The organism is Pseudoalteromonas sp. SCSIO 43088, from assembly GCF_023650795.1.
Taxonomy (GTDB): domain Bacteria; phylum Pseudomonadota; class Gammaproteobacteria; order Enterobacterales; family Alteromonadaceae; genus Pseudoalteromonas; species Pseudoalteromonas shioyasakiensis.
This window is the reverse complement of sequence record NZ_CP072675.1, coordinates 2,953,633-2,975,617: the sequence shown is the minus strand read 5'-3', so window position 1 is coordinate 2,975,617 and position 21,985 is coordinate 2,953,633. Positions and strand designations below refer to the sequence as shown.

The window sequence follows — 21,985 nt, the reverse complement described above, 5'->3', positions numbered from 1 at the left end:
TTTATACAACTTTTGATTGCAGTTGACCATCAGCAAGCTCGGTGGTTATAAGCTCACCTACGCTTACATCGTTAACCGATTTTACTACGCCACCTTGTTGGTTTTTAGTAATGCTGTAACCACGAGCTAACACACTAAGTGGACTCACAGAATCTAAACGACTCGCTTGTAAAGAAAGCTGGTTTCGAGAACTTGAAAGTTGCTGTTGCATCGCTTGTGTAAGACGGGCATGTAATTGCGTGAGCTGATGCTCGCTTTTCGCTAACTGCTTTTCGGGTGAGCGTTGCATCAAACGTGGTGTTAGGTTAGCAAGTACTCGCTCATATCGCTGGATTTTGCCACTCATTGCGCTGTGTAAGGCCAAACTAAGTTCATCGAGTTTTTGCGCTTGTTGATTGAGTTGATTACGGGGATGGCATAGCTGCAAGCGATGCTCAAATTGAGTGGCAGTACTGCGTTTTACAGCTAAAGAGTGTTTAAAGGCATGATTTAAGTGCCTAACTAACTGCGTAACTTTGTTATGTAGCTCTTCGGTATTTGGACTAACTAGCTCGGCGGCTGCAGAAGGTGTTGCGGCGCGAATATCGGCAACATAATCACTGATTGTGGTATCGACCTCGTGACCAACGGCGCTAACAATAGGTAAGCGACTTTCAAAAATAGCGCGAGCTAGTTGCTCATGGTTAAAACACCACAAATCTTCGAGTGAACCACCACCACGACCTAATATAAGCACATCTACTTCGTTGCGCTGATTGGCGATGTTTATTTTTTCTATTAATTGGCTGTGGGCATCTGCACCTTGCACCATAGCTGGGTAAATCACGACTTCAAGCTGCGGAGCACGGCGTTTAAGTACCGTTAGAATATCGCGTATAGCCGCACCTGTGGCTGAGGTGATTACCCCAACACGATTAATATTAGTTGGTAATGGTTTTTTATGGGCTGAGCTAAATAGACCTTCGGCAGCTAAGCGCATTTTTAGCGCATCAAATTCTTGTTTTAATAAGCCTTCACCTGCAGGGGCCATATGCTCAACAATCAGCTGATAATCACCACGAGGTTCATATAAAGATACGCGGGCACGCACAGTTACTTGTGCACCATTGCTCGGGCGAAAAGTTTGGCCGCGATTATTGCCACGCCACATTGCCGCTTTTACCTGTGCTCGGTCGTCTTTTAAAGTGAAGTACCAGTGTCCAGATGCAGGGGCTATAAAGTTAGAAATTTCACCATTTAAGATAAGCGATGAAAAGCCTTGTTCTAAAACATGGCGAATTTCCTTATTTAGGCGCGAGACCGTGTAAACAGGCTGTGTTGATTGCGTAAAAGCCATTAAAAACCCCAGTAAAAAATTCTCTGTGTACTTTAACACAAATAAATGAATAATTTTATTTACTCGTGCTCACAACGCTGATAAAATTTGGCCGCAATTCCTTATACTCAGATCCACATGTGAGAAGTTGCACTATGCTAAGAATCGCTAAAGAAGCTCTTACCTTTGACGACGTACTTTTAGTACCAGGTCATTCTACTGTTTTGCCACACACGGCAAATATTTCAACTCGCTTAACGCGTGGTATCAATCTTAACTTGCCGCTAGTTTCAGCATCTATGGATACTGTAACAGAAGCACGCTTAGCGATTGCTTTAGCGCAAGAGGGCGGTTTAGGTTTCATCCACAAAAACATGACAATTGAAGAGCAAGCTAAAAACGTTCGTAAAGTTAAAACTTACGAAGCGGGCATTGTTTCTTTCCCTGTTACTGTGACTGCGGATCTTACAATTGCTGATGCTATCGCGCTTTCAGAAGACAAAGGTTTTTCAGGTTTCCCTGTAACCGACGCTGACAATAACCTTGTTGGTATTGTGACAAGCCGTGATATGCGTTTTGAAACGAAACTTGAGCAACCTGTTTCTACAGTAATGACGAAAAAAGAATCGTTAGTGACTGTTAAAGAAGGTGCAGACCGTGATGAAATCTTAGGTCTAATGCACGAGCACCGTATCGAAAAAATTCTCGTAGTTGATGATGCATTTAAACTCAAAGGCATGATCACTGTAAAAGATTATCAAAAAGCACAAGACAAGCCGCATGCATGTAAAGACGAGCAAGGTCGTCTACGTGTAGGTGCAGCTGTTGGTGTTGGCGCGGGTACTGATGAGCGTATCGCAGCACTTGTTGAAGCAGGTGTTGACGTATTACTTATCGATACATCACATGGCCACTCACAAGGTGTTATCGACCGTGTTGCACAAACACGTCAAGCATACCCAGATCTACAAATCGTAGCAGGTAACGTTGCAACAGCTGAAGGCGCGATTGCCCTTGCTGATGCAGGTGTTGATGCTGTTAAAGTTGGTATCGGCCCTGGTTCTATCTGTACTACTCGTATCGTAACAGGTTGTGGTGTTCCACAAATTACTGCTATTTCTGACGCAGTTGAAGGCTTAAAAGGCCGTGATATTCCTGTTATTGCTGACGGTGGTATCCGTTTCTCTGGTGACATCGTAAAAGCACTTGTTGCTGGTGCATCATGTGTAATGGTGGGTTCAATGTTAGCCGGTACTGAAGAAGCACCGGGTGAAGTTGAGCTATATCAAGGTCGTTACTACAAATCATACCGTGGTATGGGTAGCCTTGGTGCTATGGACCAAAAAGAAGGTTCATCAGACCGTTACTTCCAAAAATCGAACGAAGCAGACAAGCTTGTTCCTGAAGGTATCGAAGGCCGTGTTGCTTATAAAGGTCCTATCGCGACAATCATTCACCAACAGGTGGGCGGTCTACGCAGTGCAATGGGCTTAACTGGCTGTGCAACAATTGAAGAGTTAAATACTAAACCTCAATTTGTTCGCGTAACTTCAGCTGGTATGGGTGAGTCACACGTTCACGACGTGCAAATCACTAAAGAAGCGCCAAACTACCGCTTAGGTTAATTACCTTAAGGTATTGAAATTACATGGGCTAGCATTTGCTAGCCCTAATTTATTGATCATCTCCCTTTGGGAGAGCAGTTCCTGACTAACGAGATACTCCATGAGCAAAGACATTCACGATTCACGAATTCTCATTTTAGATTTTGGTTCGCAATACACACAGTTAATCGCACGTCGTATACGTGAGATTGGTGTTTACTGTGAGCTATGGGCATGGGATGTAACTGAAGAGCAAATCCGCGAATTTAATCCACAAGGTATTATTTTGTCGGGTGGCCCTGAGTCTACAACACTTGAAAACAGCCCACGTGCTCCTGAGTATGTATTTAACGCAGGCGTTCCAGTACTTGGTATCTGTTACGGCATGCAAACAATGGCAACGCAACTAGGTGGTAGCGTACACAGCTCTGATAAGAAAGAGTTTGGTTATGCGCAAGTTGAAAAAGTAGGTAACTGTGCGTTATTCGATGCTATCGAAGACCACATTACTGACGGCGGTGCAGGCGTACTAGACGTTTGGATGAGCCATGGCGATAAAGTGATGGAAGTACCAGAGACTTTCAAAACAACTGCTAAAACTTCAACATGTCCACATGCAGCAATGTCTTGGGAAGAAAAACGTTTTTACGGCGTACAGTTCCACCCAGAAGTAACTCATACTCACCAAGGTTTACGTTTACTTGAGCGCTTCGCGATTGATATCTGTGGCTGTGAAAAGCTATGGACACCAGCTAAAATCATCGACGATGCTATTGAGCGTATTAAGGAAACTGTAGGTGATGACGAAGTTATCTTAGGCTTATCTGGTGGTGTTGATTCATCTGTTGTTGCCATGCTTATTCACCGTGCAATCGGCGACAAACTAACGTGTGTATTCGTTGATAACGGTCTCCTTCGTTTAAACGAAGGTCAGCAAGTTATGGACATGTTCGGTAACAAGTTTGGCCTAAACATTGTTAAAGTAGATGCTGAAGATCAATTCTTAGCAGACTTAGCAGGTAAGTCAGACCCAGAAGATAAGCGTAAAGCGATTGGTCATACCTTCATTAAAGTTTTTGATGAGCAAGCTAAAAAGCTGAAAAGCGCTAAATGGTTAGGTCAAGGTACTATCTACCCAGACGTAATCGAATCTGCTGCATCAGCAACAGGTAAAGCTCACGTAATCAAGTCTCACCACAACGTAGGTGGTTTACCAGACGATATGGAAATGGGCCTTGTAGAGCCGTTACGTGAGCTATTCAAAGATGAAGTACGTAAAATTGGTCTTGAGCTTGGCCTACCTTACGACATGCTTTACCGTCACCCATTCCCGGGTCCTGGTTTAGGTGTTCGTGTACTTGGTGAAATCAAGAAAGAGTACTGTGACTTACTACGTCGCGCAGATGCTATCTTCATCGAAGAGCTACACAAAGCTGAGCTATACCATAAAGTAAGCCAAGCCTTCACTGTATTCTTACCAGTTAAATCGGTAGGTGTAATGGGTGATGCGCGTAAATACGACTGGGTTGTATCACTCCGTTGTGTAGAAACAATCGACTTTATGACGGCACGTTGGTCACACTTACCTTATGAGTTCTTAGGTGTGGTTTCTAACCGTATCATCAACGAAATCGATGGTATCTCTCGTGTTGTTTACGATATTTCAGGTAAGCCACCGGCAACAATCGAGTGGGAATAATTTTATTATTCTGACCTGAATTGGTACAAAAACGGCGAATTAGCTTGCTAATTCGCCGTTTTGTTTATTTAAGAAGCAGTTAAACTAAAAACTGTGTTTTTTTACTTTACCTTTGAAAAAAGCTCTATATAATTCGTCGTCATTGCAGGGGCGTAGTTCCAATTGGTAGAACAGCGGTCTCCAAAACCGACGGTTGGGAGTTCGAATCTCTCCGCCCCTGCCATTTCTTCCTTCTTTACTTTAATCGCAAATCTCCCTATATTACTTGCTCTTAATCATGATTGAGTTGTTATGAATCCAAGTTACGCTGCGATATTCTCTGTACAATCTTTAGAGTTGAATCAACACTATCGAACTGCGCCTGATACTTCTGGCGAACAGATACCAAACACTCAACAAGAAACACTGACGCTTCCGTTACAGTTTCACCAAGACCTCGAAAAAGCATTTGCGCCGTTAGTGATCACTCAAATCGTTAAAACAGCAAGTATTAGCTGGCAAGAGGGCTGCTTAGGCTTACCAAGCGATAAGCTCAATGGCGAACAGAAAAAACAACTTTGGTCTTTAATCGGTGAACAACTTGATAAGCTTTAAACCTGTCGATGCAACCTATATTAGCCAGTTAATGGCTATCGAAAACGCCTGCCATAGTCACCCGTGGACAGAGAAAACCATGCTGTCGTGTTTAGCTGGGCGTTATTTTAACCTGGCCGCTTTTCAAGGTGATGAGATGCTAGGTTTTTATATCGGTGAACAAGCGGGCCCAGATTACACTTTAATGGATATTTGTGTTGCGCCGAAGTATCAAGGGCAGGGCATTGCTAAGCAGTTGTTAAATGCATTTATTGAGCACGGCGAGCAGCACCAAGCTGAAAACCTATTCTTAGAAGTGCGTGAGTCGAATGCTCCTGCTATTGGCCTGTACGAAAGCGCTGGGTTTTCACATATGTCGGTACGCAAGAACTACTATCCAACCGCGACAGGCAACGAAGACGCTATTTTAATGGGTATGAGCTTTAGCCTTTAAGATGCTTCTTCAAGGGCATTGATAAGCGCATCGTAGCATTGCTCCACCTGCTCAGTTTGATTACTGCGTAGCGCATTTTCAAGCTGACCCGCAGTCTTGTGAATAGCTTCAAAACTAAAACACCCCGCACTGCCTTTTAAGCTGTGTGCTAATGAACGTAGCGCTTCCCATTCTTTAGCGCGATACAACTGTACAACTTGGCTTAAATAATCAGGAAGTTTTGAGCGATAGTTGTCGTTAATTTGTTGGAATTTTTCACTTTTTAGTAAGTTTTCCCACTTGTTTTGACTATCTTTTTCAATGTGTAAGTAGCTTACAAGCACTTGCTCTAGAGCATCTTTGTCGATTGGTTTGGCGAGTGCTTCATCACAGCCCGCTTCAATATAGGTATCAACATCAGTTTTCATTACATTGGCCGTAAGCGCAATGATAGGGCCATCATAGGCTGCGTGACGTAGCATTTGCGTTGCTTCTAAGCCGCCCATGACTGGCATCTGCATATCCATGATGATCAGCTGATAATCATTAACTAATGCCATTTCTACTGCTTCAGCACCGTTTTTCGCGATGTCAGGCTCAAGCCCCCAAGTTTGTAACAGCAGTTTGATCAGCAACTGGTTATCTGGGTTATCTTCGGCCACTAGTATATTGGCATCAAAACTGTTTGCTGCAAATGAAAGCTGAACGTCTTTACTTGGCGATAGTTGCTCATAGCTATGAATAAAGGCCTCGTACTTAAGCTGTTCGGCATTTAAGTGAGCAGCAACTTGTACGGTAAAACAACTGCCGTTTCCAGGTTCACTAATCAGTTGTACATCACCACCCAATAACTGGGCTAAGTTCTTCGATATACACAAGCCAAGACCCGTACCACCAAAGCGGCGAGTTGTCGTCGCATCGGCTTGTTCAAACGGTTTAAATACCCGTTCGACTTCGCGCTCAGACATACCGATACCGGTATCTTGAATCGCAAATTGTAAATGCTGTTTTTCGCTGTTGTAGCTAATATCAATCGAGATACTGCCTTTCTCAGTGAACTTAACCGCATTGCTGGCAATATTGATCAAGATTTGTTTTAAACGTGTGGTATCGCTATTAATAGTTTTGGGTATTGGTAGCTTGTAGTTGATATTAAACGCCAGTTGCTTCTCATTAGCTAGTGGGCGAATAATCGAATCAATATCATGAATAAGCTGCACTACATTACATGGCCCGCGCTCAACGGCGAGTTTTTCAGCTTCAATTTTTGATAAATCAAGAATGTTATTGATGAGCTCAAGCAAGTGCTTAGAGTTACGTAAAATGGTGCTTAAATGCTGCTCATCATTCACCGCATCCTTGTTGTGCAGAAGTTGCTCTGTAAAGCCCATAATTGCGGTAAGTGGAGTACGAATTTCATGACTCATATTCGCTAAAAAGCGGCTTTTCAGTTGGTTTGCTTGCTCAGCTTGCGCAATGGCCACTTCTAGCTTGCTATTCATTGCTTCGAGGGCTTTAGTACGGCTCTCTACTTTTTCTTCTAGGTGATGTTTATATTCTTCAAGCTCGTCTTGGTAATGACGAATTTGGTTCACCATGTGATTAAAGTCATTAAAAAGCACACCAACTTCATCGTTTGTATGGGCGGGCAAATAAACAGATAAATCACCATCACCAACCCGGTGACTTGCAGCCCCTAATAATTCGACTGGGGTGAGTAGTAAGTTGCGCACCACAATGTAGATCAAAATAGGCAGTGAAATCACCGAAATAATAACAATTAATGCAGTAATTAAACTGATGGCTTTACCAGACTGATATAGCAAATCTTTGGGAGTGGTAGAGATAAAATAATCACCGTCGGTCATTTGTACCGCGTAGATGATGCGCTCTTCTTTATCGATACTCGACAGCTCAATACTGGCTAGTTTGCCGTAATCGGCCAAACTCTTAATTTGTTCAAGTTCGTATTCACTTAGGTAACTGCCGCGTAGGTCATAGTCTGAGCTAAATAAAATTTGCCCTTTAGTGGTCAAAAACAAATTTAGAGTGTTATTAAATGGCGCTTCTAAAATACTGGCATTTAATATCGACGGTTCAACATGAACAACAATAAACCCAAGTTGCTGCGGCTGTTTTAAGTAGTAATCAATATTATAAATGGGGTGCACAAAGTACAGGCTAGTTGAGCCATCTTCTTTGGAGATCATAAATTGCTGTTGGCGCAAATTTGATTGCAGTACTTGATCAAAAAATGGGTAACTTTTCGGCGCAGGGGTTAATTGGCTTGAATAAAATGCATCGCTTTTACCATCTGGGGCAACATAGTTAATACTTACAATGTCAGGGTAAGCTTCTGAATAACTTGCAAATACATTCATTAACTCGCCAAGGCGTTCAATGTATTGATTTTTTGATTCAGGTTCGCGGGCTAAAAAGTCTGCCAAAACTGGGGAGGTCGAAAGCAACCGGGTAATCGAGTGAAATGAGTCAATGTAATTGAAGATTTTTTGCTGCTGTTGCTCAACAAAGCGACTGACAATCAGCTCAGCTTGTTTTTTTGTTGAATTGGTCACATTGGTTAACGTAAAGCCACCTAAAAACAACAAAGGTAAGATCACTAATGGTGTGATATACCATAATAATCGAATACTGAGCTTACTGGTTTTCATGACCTAAATTGATATCCCTCCGTGCAATTTATCAATAGTATGCGTTACAACTTGATTACACAAGCTTAGCAAAAAAGTGAACAACGAAAATCCTCAACGAAAGGTGAATAATTACTTACAATCGCTGCTTTTTTGGCTAAGACAAACAAGGTATAATGCTCGGCAATTCTATTTTATTTTTACAGTGCGCACCGAGCTTTATAATTTATAAGGCAGTTAAGTGCGCTTTGTTATGACTAAAAGCAGCTTACATGTCTAATTTAACTACCGAAATTAATAAACGACGCACCTTTGCGATCATCTCGCACCCTGATGCCGCCCAGCCTTTCACCGCTTAAAACCACCTTTCATTGCACACCACAATCACATCTCTACGTACTGAATTTAAAGGCTTTTTGTCTTTTTCTCGTTTATTTGCTTTTCAATGATGTTCAAGCGTAACCTCGGAAAGTGTGTACAAACTTGAGTACAAATTCCGTTTTAGAGGCCTTTGGCGAAAATTCCATGACACAAACCTGTCTGTAGGCCTTGTGGTTACTGGGTTTGACGTAAAAAGTACTACCGTTAAAAAGAGTCTCTTTTTTGGTAAATGTTTTCTTCTGTACCAAATTACAAAATTTAATGAGGGAGTTTATTGTTGGTGTAATTTTTGCTTTAGTGTTTGTTTTTGAAGATGCTTGAAGCGAACCAATACGGTTATTTCTAATTGAGATATCAGACTTACCTTCAAATTTAGTTGCTGTTTACACCATCATTTTGCACTTGTTTTTCGACTTGTGTGTACAAAATTTCCTGTAACTGTGTACAAACTTCCTCTTTGTTGCACTTATCTTCTGGCGATTTGACGCGAGTTCTTCTTTAGCCCTTGCTGTATAAGGGCTGAGCGACAAAAGTACTTAGGGAGTTTGATGCGTCAGTTCGCGATTATCAGCGAGAGTATCGCTCTTTTGTCGATGACAAAAATCTCCTTCTACTTATATGTAATTATGTATCAGGTCATGGCTTTTGATATGTAATGGCTAATCGAATTTGTGTTATTTGAGTTACTGTGATATGTTTTTGTATATAATTATTCTTAAGTGATGCATTAAGGCGTATCGAAATGAGCTATGTAACAGAGCAGATACTAGAAAGTCTTCGAGAAGCTCGGGAACGAAAGGGGTTTAGCCAGAGAGAGTTAAGTGCTCGTTCGGGTGTGCCTCAAAGCCATATTTCGAAAATCGAGTCTGGCAGTGTTGATTTAAGAATATCCAGTTTGATTGCACTTGCCCGTGTACTAGACCTAGAGCTATTGGTTGCGCCTAAAAAGTCTGTACCTGCCATCAAGTCGATCATTCGAAGTGGCCAAGGTATTAACGGCATCAGCGATGAGGGTGAGCCAATGTCGCCCGCGTATCAGTTAGAGGAAGACGACGATGACTAACCATGTCTCTACGCTCAACGTGTTGCTCTATGGTGAACCGATCGCAACGATCACCAACGTGGGTAATGACAGAACACTTTTTGCCTTTATGGATTCGTACATTAATGACGAATCGCGGCCTGTGTTAGGGCTTGGCTTTAAAGATTCGCTCGGTGGCCTGCTGACTAGCTTCAAACCTACCCAAACTAAGTTAACCCCGTTTTTCTCCAACCTTTTACCAGAAGAAACCATGCGTAATTACCTGGCTGAGCGTGCTGGTGTGAACCCAGCACGGGAATTTTTTCTATTGTGGGTACTGGGGCAGGATCTGGCTGGAGCGATCACGGTTGAGCCTGCGGATGGTGAAGCCTTACCACCTAATGTGTATCAAGACATAGAAGATGAAACGAAGACAGATGGGCCAATGCGTTTTTCATTAGCGGGAGTGCAATTGAAGTTTTCAGCTGTGCAGCAGGCAAATGGCGGTTTGACGATCCCAGCAACCGGTCAAGGTGGCTCTTGGATTGTAAAATTACCGTCGTCTCGATTTGAAGCTGTGCCAGAAAATGAATATTCAATGATGGAACTGGCTCGAATGTTGGGAATGGACGTGCCAGAAACGCAGCTACTCCCTATTAATCGGATTACTAATATCCCAAATGGCATTGGCAAATTTGGAGATAGCGCTTTTGTGATCAAGCGTTTTGACCGTGCAGATGGTCAAGCTGTTCACATTGAGGACTTTGCGCAAGTGTTTGGCGTTTATCCTCAAGATAAGTACAAAAAAGCCAGTATGCGAAATATTGCTCAGGTTATCGGTATTGAAGGGCAAGACGAAGACATTGCAGAATTTACTCGCCGATTGGTGTTCAACACGCTAATTGGCAATGCCGATATGCATTTGAAGAATTGGTCTGTGATTTACAAAGATAAGCGCACTGCGTCTATTGCACCTGTTTATGACTTTGTTTCAACCATTCCTTATATCCCCGATGATAGTGCATCGCTGAAGGTGAGCCGTAGCAAGAAATTCAGCGATTTCACGCTGGATGAGCTATCACACTTAGCGGCTAAAGCCATGTTGCCAGAAAAATTGGTGTTAGATACTGCAAAGCAAACTGTAGCTGGCTTCCATGAGGTATGGGCAAAAGAAAAAGCGCATTTACCCCTCACTAGGTCAGTGATTGAAGCCATCGAAATGCACTTACGAAGTATACCGCTACGCTGAATTCCTAGTAGCTAGAGCGTGCATACCGATAAAGATGGTTTAACTTAATGCGATTTTACGGCGCTTTTCGCCGTAAACTGGAAATTTGGTAAACTGCACAATGATACCGGTGTCATGATAAGGCTGATCTTCTGAACAAATCATGCATCTTTCTGACCATCAACAAGTGATGAATCAGGCGATGATAGCTTTACATTGATTTTCAGGAGAATGCAGATGACAGCCGTAGCGCACCAGATAACCCCTTTTCTAACATCTTACGAAGTGATGGCTCGTTACCACATTAGCTATACGACGCTCTGGCGAAGAATAAAAGATGGCAGCTTGCCGCAACCTCGTATCAACCGAAATACACGAAACAAGCTGTGGCACATTGAAGATTTGGAGGAGTATGAGAAGAAAGAGGACTGAGCCTCTTTCTTTTATTTTATTGTCCGAAACGCCAGTTGAATGGAAAGCCTGTCGGCTCAATGATGGTTTCTAGTTGTTGATACCAAACGTCGTAAGCATGACGCATTTCATCCAGGTACTGATATTGGTTGTAGATAGCATCCAACCCTTTTTTGCTGTGGCCAATCATCAACTCGGCAACTTCTTGCGTGGTGATGGCTGACATTCGCGTTCGCATCGTTCTGCGAAGATCATGCATAGACCAGTGTTCCATCTCAATACCAAGCGATCTGCGAGCCCAGATTTTCACATTGTTAGGAATAGTGGTATCAAAGCCATTTGTGGCAAGCTCTTCTTGTCCGTTCGCGGGAAATAAGTAAGTTGATTTGCTCATCTCCATCGCCAGTTCAATCAGCTCGATAGCTGGTTTGATTAATGGCCGCATGATCGGCGCTCCAATTTTCTCACCTTGTTTGCGGATCTCTATGGGCACTGTCCACATTGCAGATTGCAAGTCAAAGTGATGCTTTTCAGCTTGAATGAGTTCTCCCTTACGGCCTCCCAATAACAGAAGCAATTTTATGTAGATGCGATTCTTCTCAGTGATTTTTGACTCATGCAAATAGCGCCAAAGTATCCTGATCTCGTTGTCATTTAGCACCCGAGTTCGTTTGCCTTTCTTACCGCCAACCTTCTTTGCTGTGATCCCAGCAGCAGCGTTAATTTCCAAAATTTGTTCATCAATCAGCCAGTCATAGAACTTATGCAGTACAGACACTAGGCGTTCTGTGTTTGAAGGGGACGACTCCGAAACCTCACGAAGACAGTTTCTTAAGGACAATTCATTGATGTCAGTTAATGGGTACTTGCCAAGTCGGGGCAGCAAATATATTTCACTGCTGCGTTTTTGGAAGTGCCACGTTTTCTCCTTTAGCCCTTGCTTACCGGCAGAGTCTATCCAGTCTCGAAAAATCGATTCGAAGCTTTGGTTGGCAGAATACTTGGCCCGTTCCTGCTGTAGGTAGAGCTTGGGGTTTCGGCCTTGATCAAGTACTGCCCTTAACCTATCCAGCTCATTCCTGGCTTCAGCAAGCTTCATAAGTGGGTAAGTACCAATGTCTACCCGCTGTTGCTTGCCATCAAAACGATAACGAAACTGAAAAACAATTTTTCCCTTGGGCGATACCCGAGCACTTAGCCCATCTCGGTCGGCTTTTACTACGGTTTCTTTTGCTTCTTTATTTAACCTGGCATCGAGCCAGCTAACTGATAACGCCATGTTATAAGCCCAGCCCTAGTTTTGATTTTAATGATTGTTTACGTGATTCTGCTTTGGGTTCTGGCGCTGTACTCATAGAAGTCACTTCACCATCTGGTGCAATGCCATCCACCGGTACAGATGACGTGGATAGATTGGGTTGGCTCATGTGAATTAACCCAAAGGTGGCCAGCATCCGCAGACGCTCAGCGCGTTCCCGTGGCGGCGTCTTTTCTAATTCTTTGAGCAGTTCCGGGTGGCTCCCTGGGGGAATGTTGACGACAACTCTCATAATCAGGCCCCATAAAACCAGAAGCCTCGGACGTTCGCCAAAACAGATTGTTCCGGCACGATGATCTTGCTTCGTGAAAAAATCTCCTTGGCCGCTTCCTTATAAGCCATGGCTCCACCTCCGGCGATCAATACCAAGTCCGCATTGATGCTTTCGTCACGCATGGATTGGCGCATGGCTGTAAGAGCAACAGGCGCTACCTTTTTCATGGCAGCATTTAGATAGGGTGAAATATCGACTTTTTCTCCAAACAGCAGCACCTGCAAGTCGCCGGTTCTCATGGCTTTTTCAAGTCGATCCATTCCTACTTTGGCACCGTGATCTTCTGAAATCAGCTTATCAATGGTTTCCAGTAGCACGGACATTGCCTGAAGACTGGTTCCTGATGAGCTGTAGCGAATTTCTCCGGCCTCAAGGGCAACCCAGTCAACAGAAAAAAAGCCTGGATCTATGACGACGACGCGACCTTCTTCAATCAAGCCCAAATCTCCACCTGTTTGAACCAGATCCATATAGGCACCGGCAGGCTGCGGCAGCACTTTGACGTCATGAACGGTGATGCTGCGCTTAGGCGTTACTTGATGAATACCTTTTAAACGCTTCACAAGGTCTGACTTACGTTGTGGTTCATGAAACTGGGAAACCGGTAATCCAGTGACAACCAAATCGATGGATTCTGTTTCAGCCATTAACAAGGCGGCATGAAAAAGCGCCTTATAGGTTTTTGTGGTGGGATATTCTGGGTGAAGCTCCCGTTCCCAACCTTGAAGGCGTCCAGCAGGCACACCAGCGGCCCAACGCTCATTCTCGACAGACACATACAAACAAGTTTCATCATCGCCTCCACCGATACGCTCCGGCATACGATCCGCAGGACCGGCCCCCGCAGGCAGAATAATAGTTTTCGGTTCACTGCCTGATTGGCCAATTGCCAGCTTCAGGTTCGAGTAACCGATATCTACGCCTAGTACAAACATACTTATCTCCTGTGCACTCAAAGTGCTCTAACGGTTTTCAACTAACCGCTCAGGTCACGCTTGGGCATTTCCAAGTGCTCTGGCGGTTCACTCAAATGTCATTATCAGGATTCGGTGCACTGGCGGTGGGCAGAAAGGTGACAAATCCTTTCATCTATCTGCCTATTGCATTTTCGCAAAAGTATGAGAATAGGCTCTGTTTGGCGGCGGATGACTAAGCCAAAAAAATCGAGACGCCAAACGTCGTTTGCCTTCTGGCCTGAACTCGCCAAACGGTTTGTATCTTCATGACGATACGTCTTTTCAGGCGTTTTTAAGTGAAATCGGGCTGCATCCCTTGTCAGGTATGGGATTGCGCGAGTTGATTTATATCGAGACGCCAAACAGCGATTGTTACGGCAGTTTTACGTTTGGCGTTTCGATCCAAAAGCCAAACGGATAGTGGTTTTGGCTTTTGGGGTTAATTGGATGGGGAAATTGGTTTGGTAGAAATCGTCAATGAACAATGGAAAGCAGAGATATCAGATTTACTTCAGCAAGAAACGGACAGGCTAAAAGCGCTGGCACGAGCTGAAGTTGATGACTTTTGGGTTACCCATTACAAGGTTCGTGAAAATGAGCCATTTAAAGATTGGGGGCTGCTTGGTGTCCGTATCAGAGACTTTAAGTATGGCTTTGGCATTGAGTGGTACATCAACAGCTTTCACGGTCAACGAGGCAAGCGCGTAGTCTTTAGTAAAGGACTGCGTATCTCAAAGACGAAGCTGAGATACTCATTTTTGGACTGCCAAGGTTTGGCCAAAGAATGGGAGTTAGCGCTGGCCATGGAGAAAGAGGAATTTTTCAGTGATATTCGACGCCAGGTTGATAAGCTCAACATGCTGCGTCGCAGAGTGAATGCCTACTGAATTCTCGGCGCTACTTCACTCGCGGCAACTGGTCCCAGCGTGTTGTATAAGCGGGAGATAAATGCTCTCGCTTCATCGACCAATCTTTCTTCGTACCTTGTCCAGCAAAGAAAACCTTTCCGGCACCACTTTGGTTAATGGTGTCCAATACAGACATTAACTGTTGGCTATTAGAGCGGATCGATACGTCATCGAATAGTCCTGGCTGAAACATGCCAGGATCGTAAAAGTCAGACAGCATGACGCCCGCTTTGGCATAACGAAAACCATCCTTCCATATCCGCTTGAGTAAATGACTGGCCAGCTCGATAAAATCCCTAGTATCGCAACTGGGGATCAGCAACTCACCCGATGCAGAGTTGCTGTATTGCGGCTCGTTGTCCTTAAAGGGGCTGGTACGTATGAACACGGTCATCACTTTGGCTTGCTGCTGTTCTTTGCGTAGCTTCTCAGTGGCGCGGGTTGCGTATTCACATACGGCCTCACGTAACAATTCAAAGTGCGTTACTTTTACGCCAAATGAACGGCTACAGACAATTTGTTTCTTAGTTGGTGGGATCTCTTCAAGTTCAATGCACGACTCACCATTGAGCTCTCTGACGGTTCTCTCTAAAACCACCGAGAACTGGTCTCTGATGGCTCTAGGTGAGGCATTGGCGAGGTCTAAGGCTGTGCTGATACCCAAGGCATTTAAACGCTTAGAAAGCCGTCTACCAACGCCCCAAACATCATCAACCGGGACTAATGCGAGCAATCGACGTTGCCGATCTGGATTGGTTAGATCTACAACCCCCTGAGTGGCGGGGTATTTCTTGGCGGCATGGTTAGCCAGCTTGGCGAGTGTTTTAGTCGGTGCAATGCCTACACAGACGGTGATCCCAATCCAGTGGCCTATGCGCTCTCGCACTTGTTGTCCGAACTCGACAAGGGATAGGACAGACTCAATACCGGTTAAATCTAAAAACGCTTCGTCAATGGAGTAAACCTCTACTCGTGGTGCCATCTCCTCCAAAGTGCGCATCACTCGACTGCTCAAATCCGCATACAGTTCATACAGTTGGCTAAGAATTCCCGCTAAAAATAGACGAGTAAGTGAGCAACCATTCTGCCGCATGGGTTGCTGGCGTCTAACACCAGAAAAATCACCCAGCCCAACCCGCTGTCTATTTTTTAAGGTGGGCATTCATCTACATGTCTAATTTTTTACCAATTTGATCGCTAAGATGTACTAATTTGATTACCGAGGGAGACTGACGGACTAATTACTTAGGGGCTTAATCGTACAATCTCCACTCGACACCACACAACTCACTTCTGGACATTTCTGAGTTGCATTTTAGCTAATTTAGAAAAACATGAATTAGATAAAGTATGGAAATTTCAAATCAATATGAGGCGGACATGAAGAAATTGAAAAAAGTAGCTTAACTGGGTTGGTCAATTTTGGTTGACCACGTCATGTTCCGGTGAGTACGCAAGTCATTGGCGCTAACGAATATGAAGGTCACTTTGCTTTTGACTTACTCTATAACAACTCTTCAGATATACAGCCTAATACCTTATCGACCGATACGCATGGTGTTAATCATGTTAATTATGCCTTATTGGATTTATGCGGTTATAGTTTTGCGCCTAGGTATGCTCAGTTCACCAGTGTGATCAATGACCTATTTAACGTAACTGAAAGCGACGACGGAAACACGCATCTGGCGCTGAAAAAGCCGATAAAAATGAATGTGATTGAAGAAGGCTGGCAGGATATTCAGCGTATTGTGTTATCCCTTCAAGAAAAACGCACAACACAGGCATTGCTAGTACGCAAATTATCTGGTTATCCATCTAGACACCCTATATTACAAGCATTAACGGAATATAATAGGCTCATCAAAGCCCAATATTTACTTGATTATATTGATGATGCAAGTCTGCGCCAATATGTTCAACGAGCACTGAACCGAGGCGAAGCCTGGCATTTCCTCAGGCGAGCTATTGCATCGGTCAATCGTGACCAGTTCCGTGGAAAAAACGAATCAGAAATAGTCGTCTGGAACGAGTGTGCCCGTTTGACGGCAAATGCTATTATCTACTTTAACTCGATGATCCTAAGTCATCTATTACTGCACTTTGAAGAAGTTGGTGACGAGGAAAAAGCAGCAATAACTCGACAAGTATCACCCGTTGCATGGCAGAACATTAATCTGAGCGGCACTTATCAGTTCGCTAGTAACCGCAAACTACCTGATTTACAGGAAATAACTAGGCCTATTGTTGAAAATGAAGTCTAAAATGAAAGGTAACCCAGCTCCACAAGCCATTAACTGCGAGGGTTGTGGCGATTTATGTTACTTTAGAGGGGAAAATCCCTAGAACCCCACATTTGCTTTAACACCGCTTTCAAGTTCTAAGGTACCGCCATCTTTCATACGCCCTTCCCATGTTGGCGATGTTGAGCCTTTATGATGAAAGCGCACTGCGTCGCCTGCTTGTTGAACATTCATACCAAAATCAACAATGTTAGTAACCATTTGCACATGACCTTGTGGCTGCATAGCACCGCCCATTAAACCAAAGCTCATGTACGGCTTGTTATCTTTGGTGATAAAGGCGGGAATAATGGTATGAAATGGACGTTTACCCGGCGCATAAACATTTGGGTGATCTTCAGTTAACGAATACTGCGCGCCACGGTTTTGAAAGATAAAGCCAAGGTCGTCAGCGACTAACCCTGTACCCATGCCGCGATAGTTACTTTGAATTAAACTCACCATCATGCCATTTTTATCGGCAACCGTTAGGTAAATGGTATCGCCTTCAATCAATTTCGGATCGCCGTGTTCCACTTGGTTGGCGGCTTTTTTCATATCAATGAGCTGTGCGCGTTTATTGCCGTATTGCTCAGACAATAAGTAGTTGATGTTGATATCGCGATATTCGGGATCGGCATAAAATCGCGCGCGGTCTTCAAAAGCGAGCTTTTTAGCTTCAGTCATCACGTGCAAATAATCCGCGCTGTTATGTCCCATATTCGCTAAATCGAAGTTTTCTAATACCGTTAGCATTTGTAGTGCGGCAATGCCTTGGCCATTTGGCGGTAACTCCCAAACATCATAACCACGATAGTTGACTGAAACAGGTGCTATCCACGTGCTTGAATGGTCAGCAAAGTCTTCAAACCTAAGCGGCCCACCTATGCGTTTAAAATAAGCGTCCATCGTTTTGGCAATATCGCCTTGGTAAAAAGCATCGCGCCCCCCTTTTGCTATTTGCTCTAAGGTATTGGCTAGATCTGGGTTTTTGAAAACCTGCCCTTCGGAAGGAGCTTTGCCGTTAATTAAATAGGTTGCTTGATAGTTGGCAATTTCTTCAATTTCACCAGCTTTAAATAAACGCTGATAGCGTTCTTGGTAGATGCCCATGTAATAGGCGATAACTTCAGTTACTGGAAAGCCTTGGCGGGCATATTCAATCGCGGGCTTTAAGTTTTCTGCCATCGACAACTTGCCAAATTTATTGTGGAGTTCAAACCAAGCGTCAACGGTACCCGGTACAGTTACTGGCGCGGTGCCCCAATTTGGAATTTGAGAAACATTGCCTATTTTCGCTTTTAGTTGCGCAAGCGTTTGACCTTTTGCCGAGCGCCCTGAACCGTTGAGCCCATGAAGCTTTTGTGTCTTTGGGTCCCAAACAATAGCAAATAAATCGCCGCCGATGCCGTTACCTGTTGGCTCCATTAAACCAATGGCGGCATTAGCAGCAATTGCCGCGTCCATAGCGGTACCGCCATCTTGTAAAATATCAATGGCGACTTGCGTAGCAAGAGGGTGAGATGTTGCTGCCATGCCATTAACCGCCAAAACAGGAGAACGCGTTGCCCATGGCGCTCCAACAACACGATCGCCACGACCATCTTCTCGCAGCTTAACAACCTTGCCAGTTATGTCATCAACAATTTCATCTGAGCTGCCAGCTCTACTTTGCTGCTGAGCAAGCGTATTGGAATTGGCAAAACTTGCTAGGCATAACGTGCTAACGGTTAATACTAGCGCCTTAAATTTAGGGTATTTCATCGATGGCTCCGCGTTCTTAGTTTACTTATTTAGTATCAAACTTAGCGCATTTTCCCTAGAGGCAATGCGTTAGAGTGCAAAGATTGTCGGTTCAAACTCGGTATCTTGGTTTAAAAACAGCGAAAATGCTGATCAACCTTTGAATTTTGCCGACTAACTCACTTTGGTTGCTTTCCTTGCTGATAAGCTCTAATAATCGACAGCATATATTCACTAAATAGAATACTACGCTATGAAATTAACTCCGTTTTCTCGTCTTCTTTTTCCCGTTTGTGCTTTAGCGCTTTCTGGCAATGTTTATGCTGAACAGTCGTTGGTTAGCCCAGACGCGTCTGCTGAAAAACGCCCGCTAGCTCTCGAAGATATTATGAAGTTCAAGTCGATAGTGGCACCACAAATTACCAAAAAAGGTAATTGGATTGGTTTTGTCGCTAAGCCAGATCGCGGCGACAGCACATACCATATTCAATCGACAACATCAGATGTGCATTACCAAGTTGCTTTGGGGAGCAAAGCGACTTTTAGCGCTGATGGTCGATTTATTGCGGTAGTGGTAAAGCCTGAATTGTTAATCTCTGAACAGGCGGATAAAAAAGCGAAAAAGAAGTTAAAAAACAACTTAGTGGTTATTGAATTAGCTTCTGGCAAACGCCAACAATTTGATGCTGTAGAAAGCTATGCCTTAAGTGATAATTTCGGCTACCTAGCCTTTGCCAGTAAACAAGCAGAAAAAGAAAAGGACGAACAAGATAAAACTGCTCAAAAAATAGAGGCAGAAGCCACAGCTAAAACTGAGCCGAAAGAAGAAAAAGAAAGTGAAAAGCTGTTCAATAAAAAGCGCATTAATTTTGATGTAACTTTGGTAAAACTTGCCGATTTTAGCGAGCAAACTTTTACTGATGTCGACCGCTTTTCGTTTTCGGCCAAAGCGCCACTTTTTGCTTACAGCACCTCAACGAAAGACGGTATTGGCAATCAGCTGCAAGTATTAAACCTAAACGATAACAAAACTGAATTGCTAGTTGATGAAGACAAACACAGCTTTAGTCAATTAACTTGGGGTAAAGAAGGTAAGCAATTAGCCTTTTTACAAGGCAGTTTCGCTGATGAAAAAGAAACGCGTAGCCATGCTGTAAAAATTTGGTCGAGCAAGCGCAATAAAGTTACCAAGGTGAAAAACAACTTCGCCGATTGGTTTGTTAGTGATGTTTACAAGCCTACTTGGAGCGAAGATAACAAACGCGTATTTTTGGGATTAAAGCCGGTTATTGCAAAAGTTGACGAAGTATCAACCAAACCAGAAAACGAAGCCGATTTATACAATACCGACAAGCTAGTTGCGGGTCGAAATCTGCAGATTTGGCATGGTGATGATGCATTGATCAAAACCAATGAGAAATACCAAATTAAGCAAGATAAAAAGCACAGCTATCGCGCGGTTTATCACACTAAAAGTAAAAAATTAGTGCAGCTTGCAGACAGCGAATTAATTAGAGTTAACAGCACCAACAATGCCAATGCGGTAATTGGTAGCAGCGATATTAAATACCGCAAATTACGCACTTGGGAAGGCTTTTTTAGTGATTTTTACATCGTTGATTTAAAGACAGGTAAGAAGTCGTTAATTGCAGAAAAATTGTCAAGTTATACACCGGTTAAACTAAGTGCCTCTGGACGCTATGCCGCGTTTTACAAAGACCAAGCCATTTGGGCGTTCGACCGAAAATATAATAGAACCATTAACTTAACCTACAAACTTGATAATGGTTTTGCTAATGAAGATCACGATCGTCCAAGCAAAGTGTCGGGCTATGGTATTGCAGGATGGTTAGAAGGTGATGAAGGTGTTTTAGTTTACGATAAGTTTGATGTTTGGCAGCTGAGTTTAAACCTTGATGACGCTAAATGTTTAACCTGTGAAGTAGGTCGCCCAAATGCGCGTCAGTTCCGCATTGTTGATTTAGATAAAAAGCAAGACTTCTTCAATGAAGGCCTAACGCTGTTGCTAACAAGTTATAACGACGACTTAAAGAATTACGGTTTTTATCAGCTTGATCTTGAAACCGGCAAGCTAAGCAAACAACGTGAAGAAAACAAAAAGTTCAAGTTTGTAGCTAAGGCAGAAGAAGCTGATAAGTTATTGTTTACTCGTGAAGATTTTAATGAATTCCCTGACTTATGGGTTTCTGATCTGAACACTAAAAATGGCACCAAATTAACGCAAGTAAACCCACAAAAAGATGAGTTTCTATGGGGCAACTCTGAGTTAGTAGAATGGCGCTCAGCAATGGGCGTGAAGCATCAAGGGGTGTTAATTAAACCGGCTAATTATGTTGAAGGGCAAAAGTACCCAGTTGTCGTTTATTACTATCGTCGTTTTTCACAGCGTTTATATGAATTTAACGCGATGAAAGTAAATCATCGTCCTAACTTCCCTTATTACACGTCAAACGGTTACGCGATTTTCTTACCTGATGTGCATTTTGAAGTAGGTACACCGGGTCATTCAACCAATAAATCTATCTTGCCGGGCATTGAGAAAATTATTGATATGGGTGTCGCAGATGAAAATGCCATTGGCTTACACGGCCACAGTTGGAGTGGTTATCAAACTCTGCACTCGATCACTCAAACCGATGTGTTTGCCGCAGCAGTATCAGGTGCGCCTGTATCGAATATGACCAGCGCATATTCTGGTATTCGATTAGGTACTGGCCTTGCTCGCCAATTCCAATATGAAACAGGCCAAAGCCGCATTGGCGCAAGTTTGTTTGAACGTCGCGACTTATACATTGAAAACTCGCCAGTATTCTTTGCTGATCGCATTAATACGCCTTTACTAATGCAGTTTGGCGATATTGATGATGCTGTGCCGTGGCAACAAGGTGTGGAAATGTATTTAGCGATGCGTCGACTAGATAAAAACGTGATTTTGCTGCAATACGAAGGTGAACCACACCACTTAAAGAAATACCCAAATAAAGTGGATTACACTATCAAAATGAAAGAGTATTTCGACCATTACCTAAAAGGCGCACCAGCGGCGAAGTGGATGGTTGAAGGTGAAGCGTATCGTGAGAAGAAAGCGAAGTAGTTGATAAGTTGTTTTGACCTAAAGGTTGTAACCTTGCCAGTAAAAAGCCTGAATACGTATGCAGGCAATTGAG

At 43.5% G+C, this 21,985-nt stretch carries 15 protein-coding genes, 1 tRNA gene and 1 pseudogene; 10 read left to right on the top strand and 7 right to left on the bottom strand.

All coding sequences use genetic code 11. The features are described 5' to 3' along the window. Position 1: 1 nt before the first annotated feature. Positions 2–1,336 carry an exodeoxyribonuclease VII large subunit gene (gene xseA / locus J8Z28_RS13730; protein ID WP_062564886.1) on the bottom strand — a complete coding sequence of 445 codons (1,335 nt, stop codon included), beginning with the start codon at positions 1,334–1,336 and terminating at the stop codon, positions 2–4. Between the two features lie 134 nt (positions 1,337–1,470). On the opposite strand from xseA, the gene guaB reads away from it, so the two are divergent. From guaB to rimI, 5 genes are all read left to right on the top strand, one after another. Next, positions 1,471–2,940, top strand: a complete 1,470-nt coding sequence (gene guaB, locus J8Z28_RS13725; protein WP_054551225.1) for an IMP dehydrogenase — start codon at positions 1,471–1,473, stop codon at positions 2,938–2,940. Between the two features lie 100 nt (positions 2,941–3,040). After that, the gene (guaA, locus tag J8Z28_RS13720; protein ID WP_054551226.1) at positions 3,041–4,618 is read left to right on the top strand and encodes a glutamine-hydrolyzing GMP synthase; all 1,578 of its coding nucleotides are present in this window, start codon (positions 3,041–3,043) and stop codon (positions 4,616–4,618) included. Between the two features lie 146 nt (positions 4,619–4,764). Further along, positions 4,765–4,841, top strand: a tRNA-Trp gene (locus J8Z28_RS13715). A 68-nt stretch (positions 4,842–4,909) separates the two neighbouring features. Continuing rightward, complete coding sequence (locus tag J8Z28_RS13710; protein WP_062564887.1) at positions 4,910–5,212, top strand: hypothetical protein; 303 nt, start codon at positions 4,910–4,912, stop codon at positions 5,210–5,212. Further along, positions 5,199–5,645 carry a ribosomal protein S18-alanine N-acetyltransferase gene (gene rimI / locus J8Z28_RS13705; RefSeq protein WP_054551230.1) on the top strand — a complete coding sequence of 149 codons (447 nt, stop codon included), beginning with the start codon at positions 5,199–5,201 and terminating at the stop codon, positions 5,643–5,645. The genes J8Z28_RS13710 and rimI overlap by 14 nt, the downstream gene beginning before the upstream one ends. Here rimI and J8Z28_RS13700 read toward each other — a convergent pair. Continuing rightward, complete coding sequence (locus tag J8Z28_RS13700) at positions 5,642–8,296, bottom strand: hybrid sensor histidine kinase/response regulator (RefSeq protein WP_055020975.1); 2,655 nt, start codon at positions 8,294–8,296, stop codon at positions 5,642–5,644. The genes rimI and J8Z28_RS13700 overlap by 4 nt on opposite strands. 1,102 nt (positions 8,297–9,398) lie before the next feature. Here J8Z28_RS13700 and J8Z28_RS13695 point away from each other — a divergent pair. Together J8Z28_RS13695 and J8Z28_RS13690 are read left to right on the top strand one after the other, a co-directional pair. Beyond that, a complete protein-coding gene (locus J8Z28_RS13695) occupies positions 9,399–9,719 on the top strand; it encodes a helix-turn-helix domain-containing protein (RefSeq protein ID WP_250659639.1) in 321 nt (106 codons plus the stop codon). After that, positions 9,712–10,926: a type II toxin-antitoxin system HipA family toxin gene (locus tag J8Z28_RS13690; RefSeq protein ID WP_250659638.1), complete on the top strand. Its 1,215-nt coding sequence runs from the start codon at positions 9,712–9,714 to the stop codon at positions 10,924–10,926. Before J8Z28_RS13695 ends, J8Z28_RS13690 begins: the two co-directional genes overlap by 8 nt. Before the next feature lie 427 nt (positions 10,927–11,353). On the opposite strand, the gene J8Z28_RS13685 is transcribed toward J8Z28_RS13690, so the two are convergent. The 3 genes from J8Z28_RS13685 to J8Z28_RS13675 all read right to left on the bottom strand — a co-directional run bounded on the left by J8Z28_RS13685 (position 11,354) and on the right by J8Z28_RS13675 (position 13,843). Beyond that, positions 11,354–12,595 carry a tyrosine-type recombinase/integrase gene (locus tag J8Z28_RS13685; RefSeq protein WP_250659637.1) on the bottom strand — a complete coding sequence of 414 codons (1,242 nt, stop codon included), beginning with the start codon at positions 12,593–12,595 and terminating at the stop codon, positions 11,354–11,356. A gap of 1 nt (position 12,596) precedes the next feature. Further along, positions 12,597–12,743, bottom strand: coding sequence for a hypothetical protein (locus J8Z28_RS13680; protein WP_250660401.1), 147 nt, complete (start codon positions 12,741–12,743; stop codon positions 12,597–12,599). 125 nt (positions 12,744–12,868) lie between these two features. Continuing rightward, complete coding sequence (locus J8Z28_RS13675; protein ID WP_250659636.1) at positions 12,869–13,843, bottom strand: ParM/StbA family protein; 975 nt, start codon at positions 13,841–13,843, stop codon at positions 12,869–12,871. A 482-nt stretch (positions 13,844–14,325) separates the two neighbouring features. Here J8Z28_RS13675 and mobI point away from each other — a divergent pair, with 482 nt between their 5' ends. Further along, positions 14,326–14,751 carry a conjugative transfer protein MobI(A/C) gene (gene mobI, locus J8Z28_RS13670; RefSeq protein ID WP_008845657.1) on the top strand — a complete coding sequence of 142 codons (426 nt, stop codon included), beginning with the start codon at positions 14,326–14,328 and terminating at the stop codon, positions 14,749–14,751. A gap of 10 nt (positions 14,752–14,761) precedes the next feature. Here mobI and umuC read toward each other — a convergent pair whose 3' ends face one another. After that, positions 14,762–15,934: a translesion error-prone DNA polymerase V subunit UmuC gene (umuC, locus tag J8Z28_RS13665; RefSeq protein WP_008845658.1), complete on the bottom strand. Its 1,173-nt coding sequence runs from the start codon at positions 15,932–15,934 to the stop codon at positions 14,762–14,764. Positions 15,935–16,208: 274 nt separating this feature from the next. Between umuC and J8Z28_RS13660 the strand changes: the two are divergent. Beyond that, positions 16,209–17,036 (top strand): annotated as a pseudogene (locus J8Z28_RS13660) (Tn3 family transposase); the annotation flags it as partial. 78 nt (positions 17,037–17,114) lie between these two features. Here the strand turns inward: J8Z28_RS13660 and ggt are convergent. After that, a complete protein-coding gene (gene ggt / locus J8Z28_RS13655; protein ID WP_250659635.1) occupies positions 17,115–18,818 on the bottom strand; it encodes a gamma-glutamyltransferase in 1,704 nt (567 codons plus the stop codon). 232 nt (positions 18,819–19,050) lie between these two features. Between ggt and J8Z28_RS13650 the strand changes: the two genes are divergently transcribed. After that, positions 19,051–21,912, top strand: a complete 2,862-nt coding sequence (locus J8Z28_RS13650) for a S9 family peptidase (RefSeq protein WP_250659634.1) — start codon at positions 19,051–19,053, stop codon at positions 21,910–21,912. Positions 21,913–21,985: the final 73 nt, after the last annotated feature.

Excerpts from the sequence above, each read along its gene's own strand:
- ggt (WP_250659635.1), bottom strand. The coding sequence starts at position 18,818 with ATGAAATACCCTAAATTTAAGGCGCTAGTATTAACCGTTAGCACGTTA.
- umuC (WP_008845658.1), bottom strand. The coding sequence starts at position 15,934 with ATGCCCACCTTAAAAAATAGACAGCGGGTTGGGCTGGGTGATTTTTCT.
- J8Z28_RS13685 (WP_250659637.1), bottom strand. The coding sequence starts at position 12,595 with ATGGCGTTATCAGTTAGCTGGCTCGATGCCAGGTTAAATAAAGAAGCA.
- J8Z28_RS13650 (WP_250659634.1), top strand. The coding sequence starts at position 19,051 with ATGAAATTAACTCCGTTTTCTCGTCTTCTTTTTCCCGTTTGTGCTTTA.
- guaB (WP_054551225.1), top strand. The coding sequence starts at position 1,471 with ATGCTAAGAATCGCTAAAGAAGCTCTTACCTTTGACGACGTACTTTTA.
- J8Z28_RS13675 (WP_250659636.1), bottom strand. The coding sequence starts at position 13,843 with ATGTTTGTACTAGGCGTAGATATCGGTTACTCGAACCTGAAGCTGGCA.
- xseA (WP_062564886.1), bottom strand. The coding sequence starts at position 1,336 with ATGGCTTTTACGCAATCAACACAGCCTGTTTACACGGTCTCGCGCCTA.
- J8Z28_RS13695 (WP_250659639.1), top strand. The coding sequence starts at position 9,399 with ATGAGCTATGTAACAGAGCAGATACTAGAAAGTCTTCGAGAAGCTCGG.
- guaA (WP_054551226.1), top strand. The coding sequence starts at position 3,041 with ATGAGCAAAGACATTCACGATTCACGAATTCTCATTTTAGATTTTGGT.
- J8Z28_RS13690 (WP_250659638.1), top strand. The coding sequence starts at position 9,712 with ATGACTAACCATGTCTCTACGCTCAACGTGTTGCTCTATGGTGAACCG.
- J8Z28_RS13700 (WP_055020975.1), bottom strand. The coding sequence starts at position 8,296 with ATGAAAACCAGTAAGCTCAGTATTCGATTATTATGGTATATCACACCA.
- J8Z28_RS13680 (WP_250660401.1), bottom strand. The coding sequence starts at position 12,743 with ATGAGCCAACCCAATCTATCCACGTCATCTGTACCGGTGGATGGCATT.
- J8Z28_RS13710 (WP_062564887.1), top strand. The coding sequence starts at position 4,910 with ATGAATCCAAGTTACGCTGCGATATTCTCTGTACAATCTTTAGAGTTG.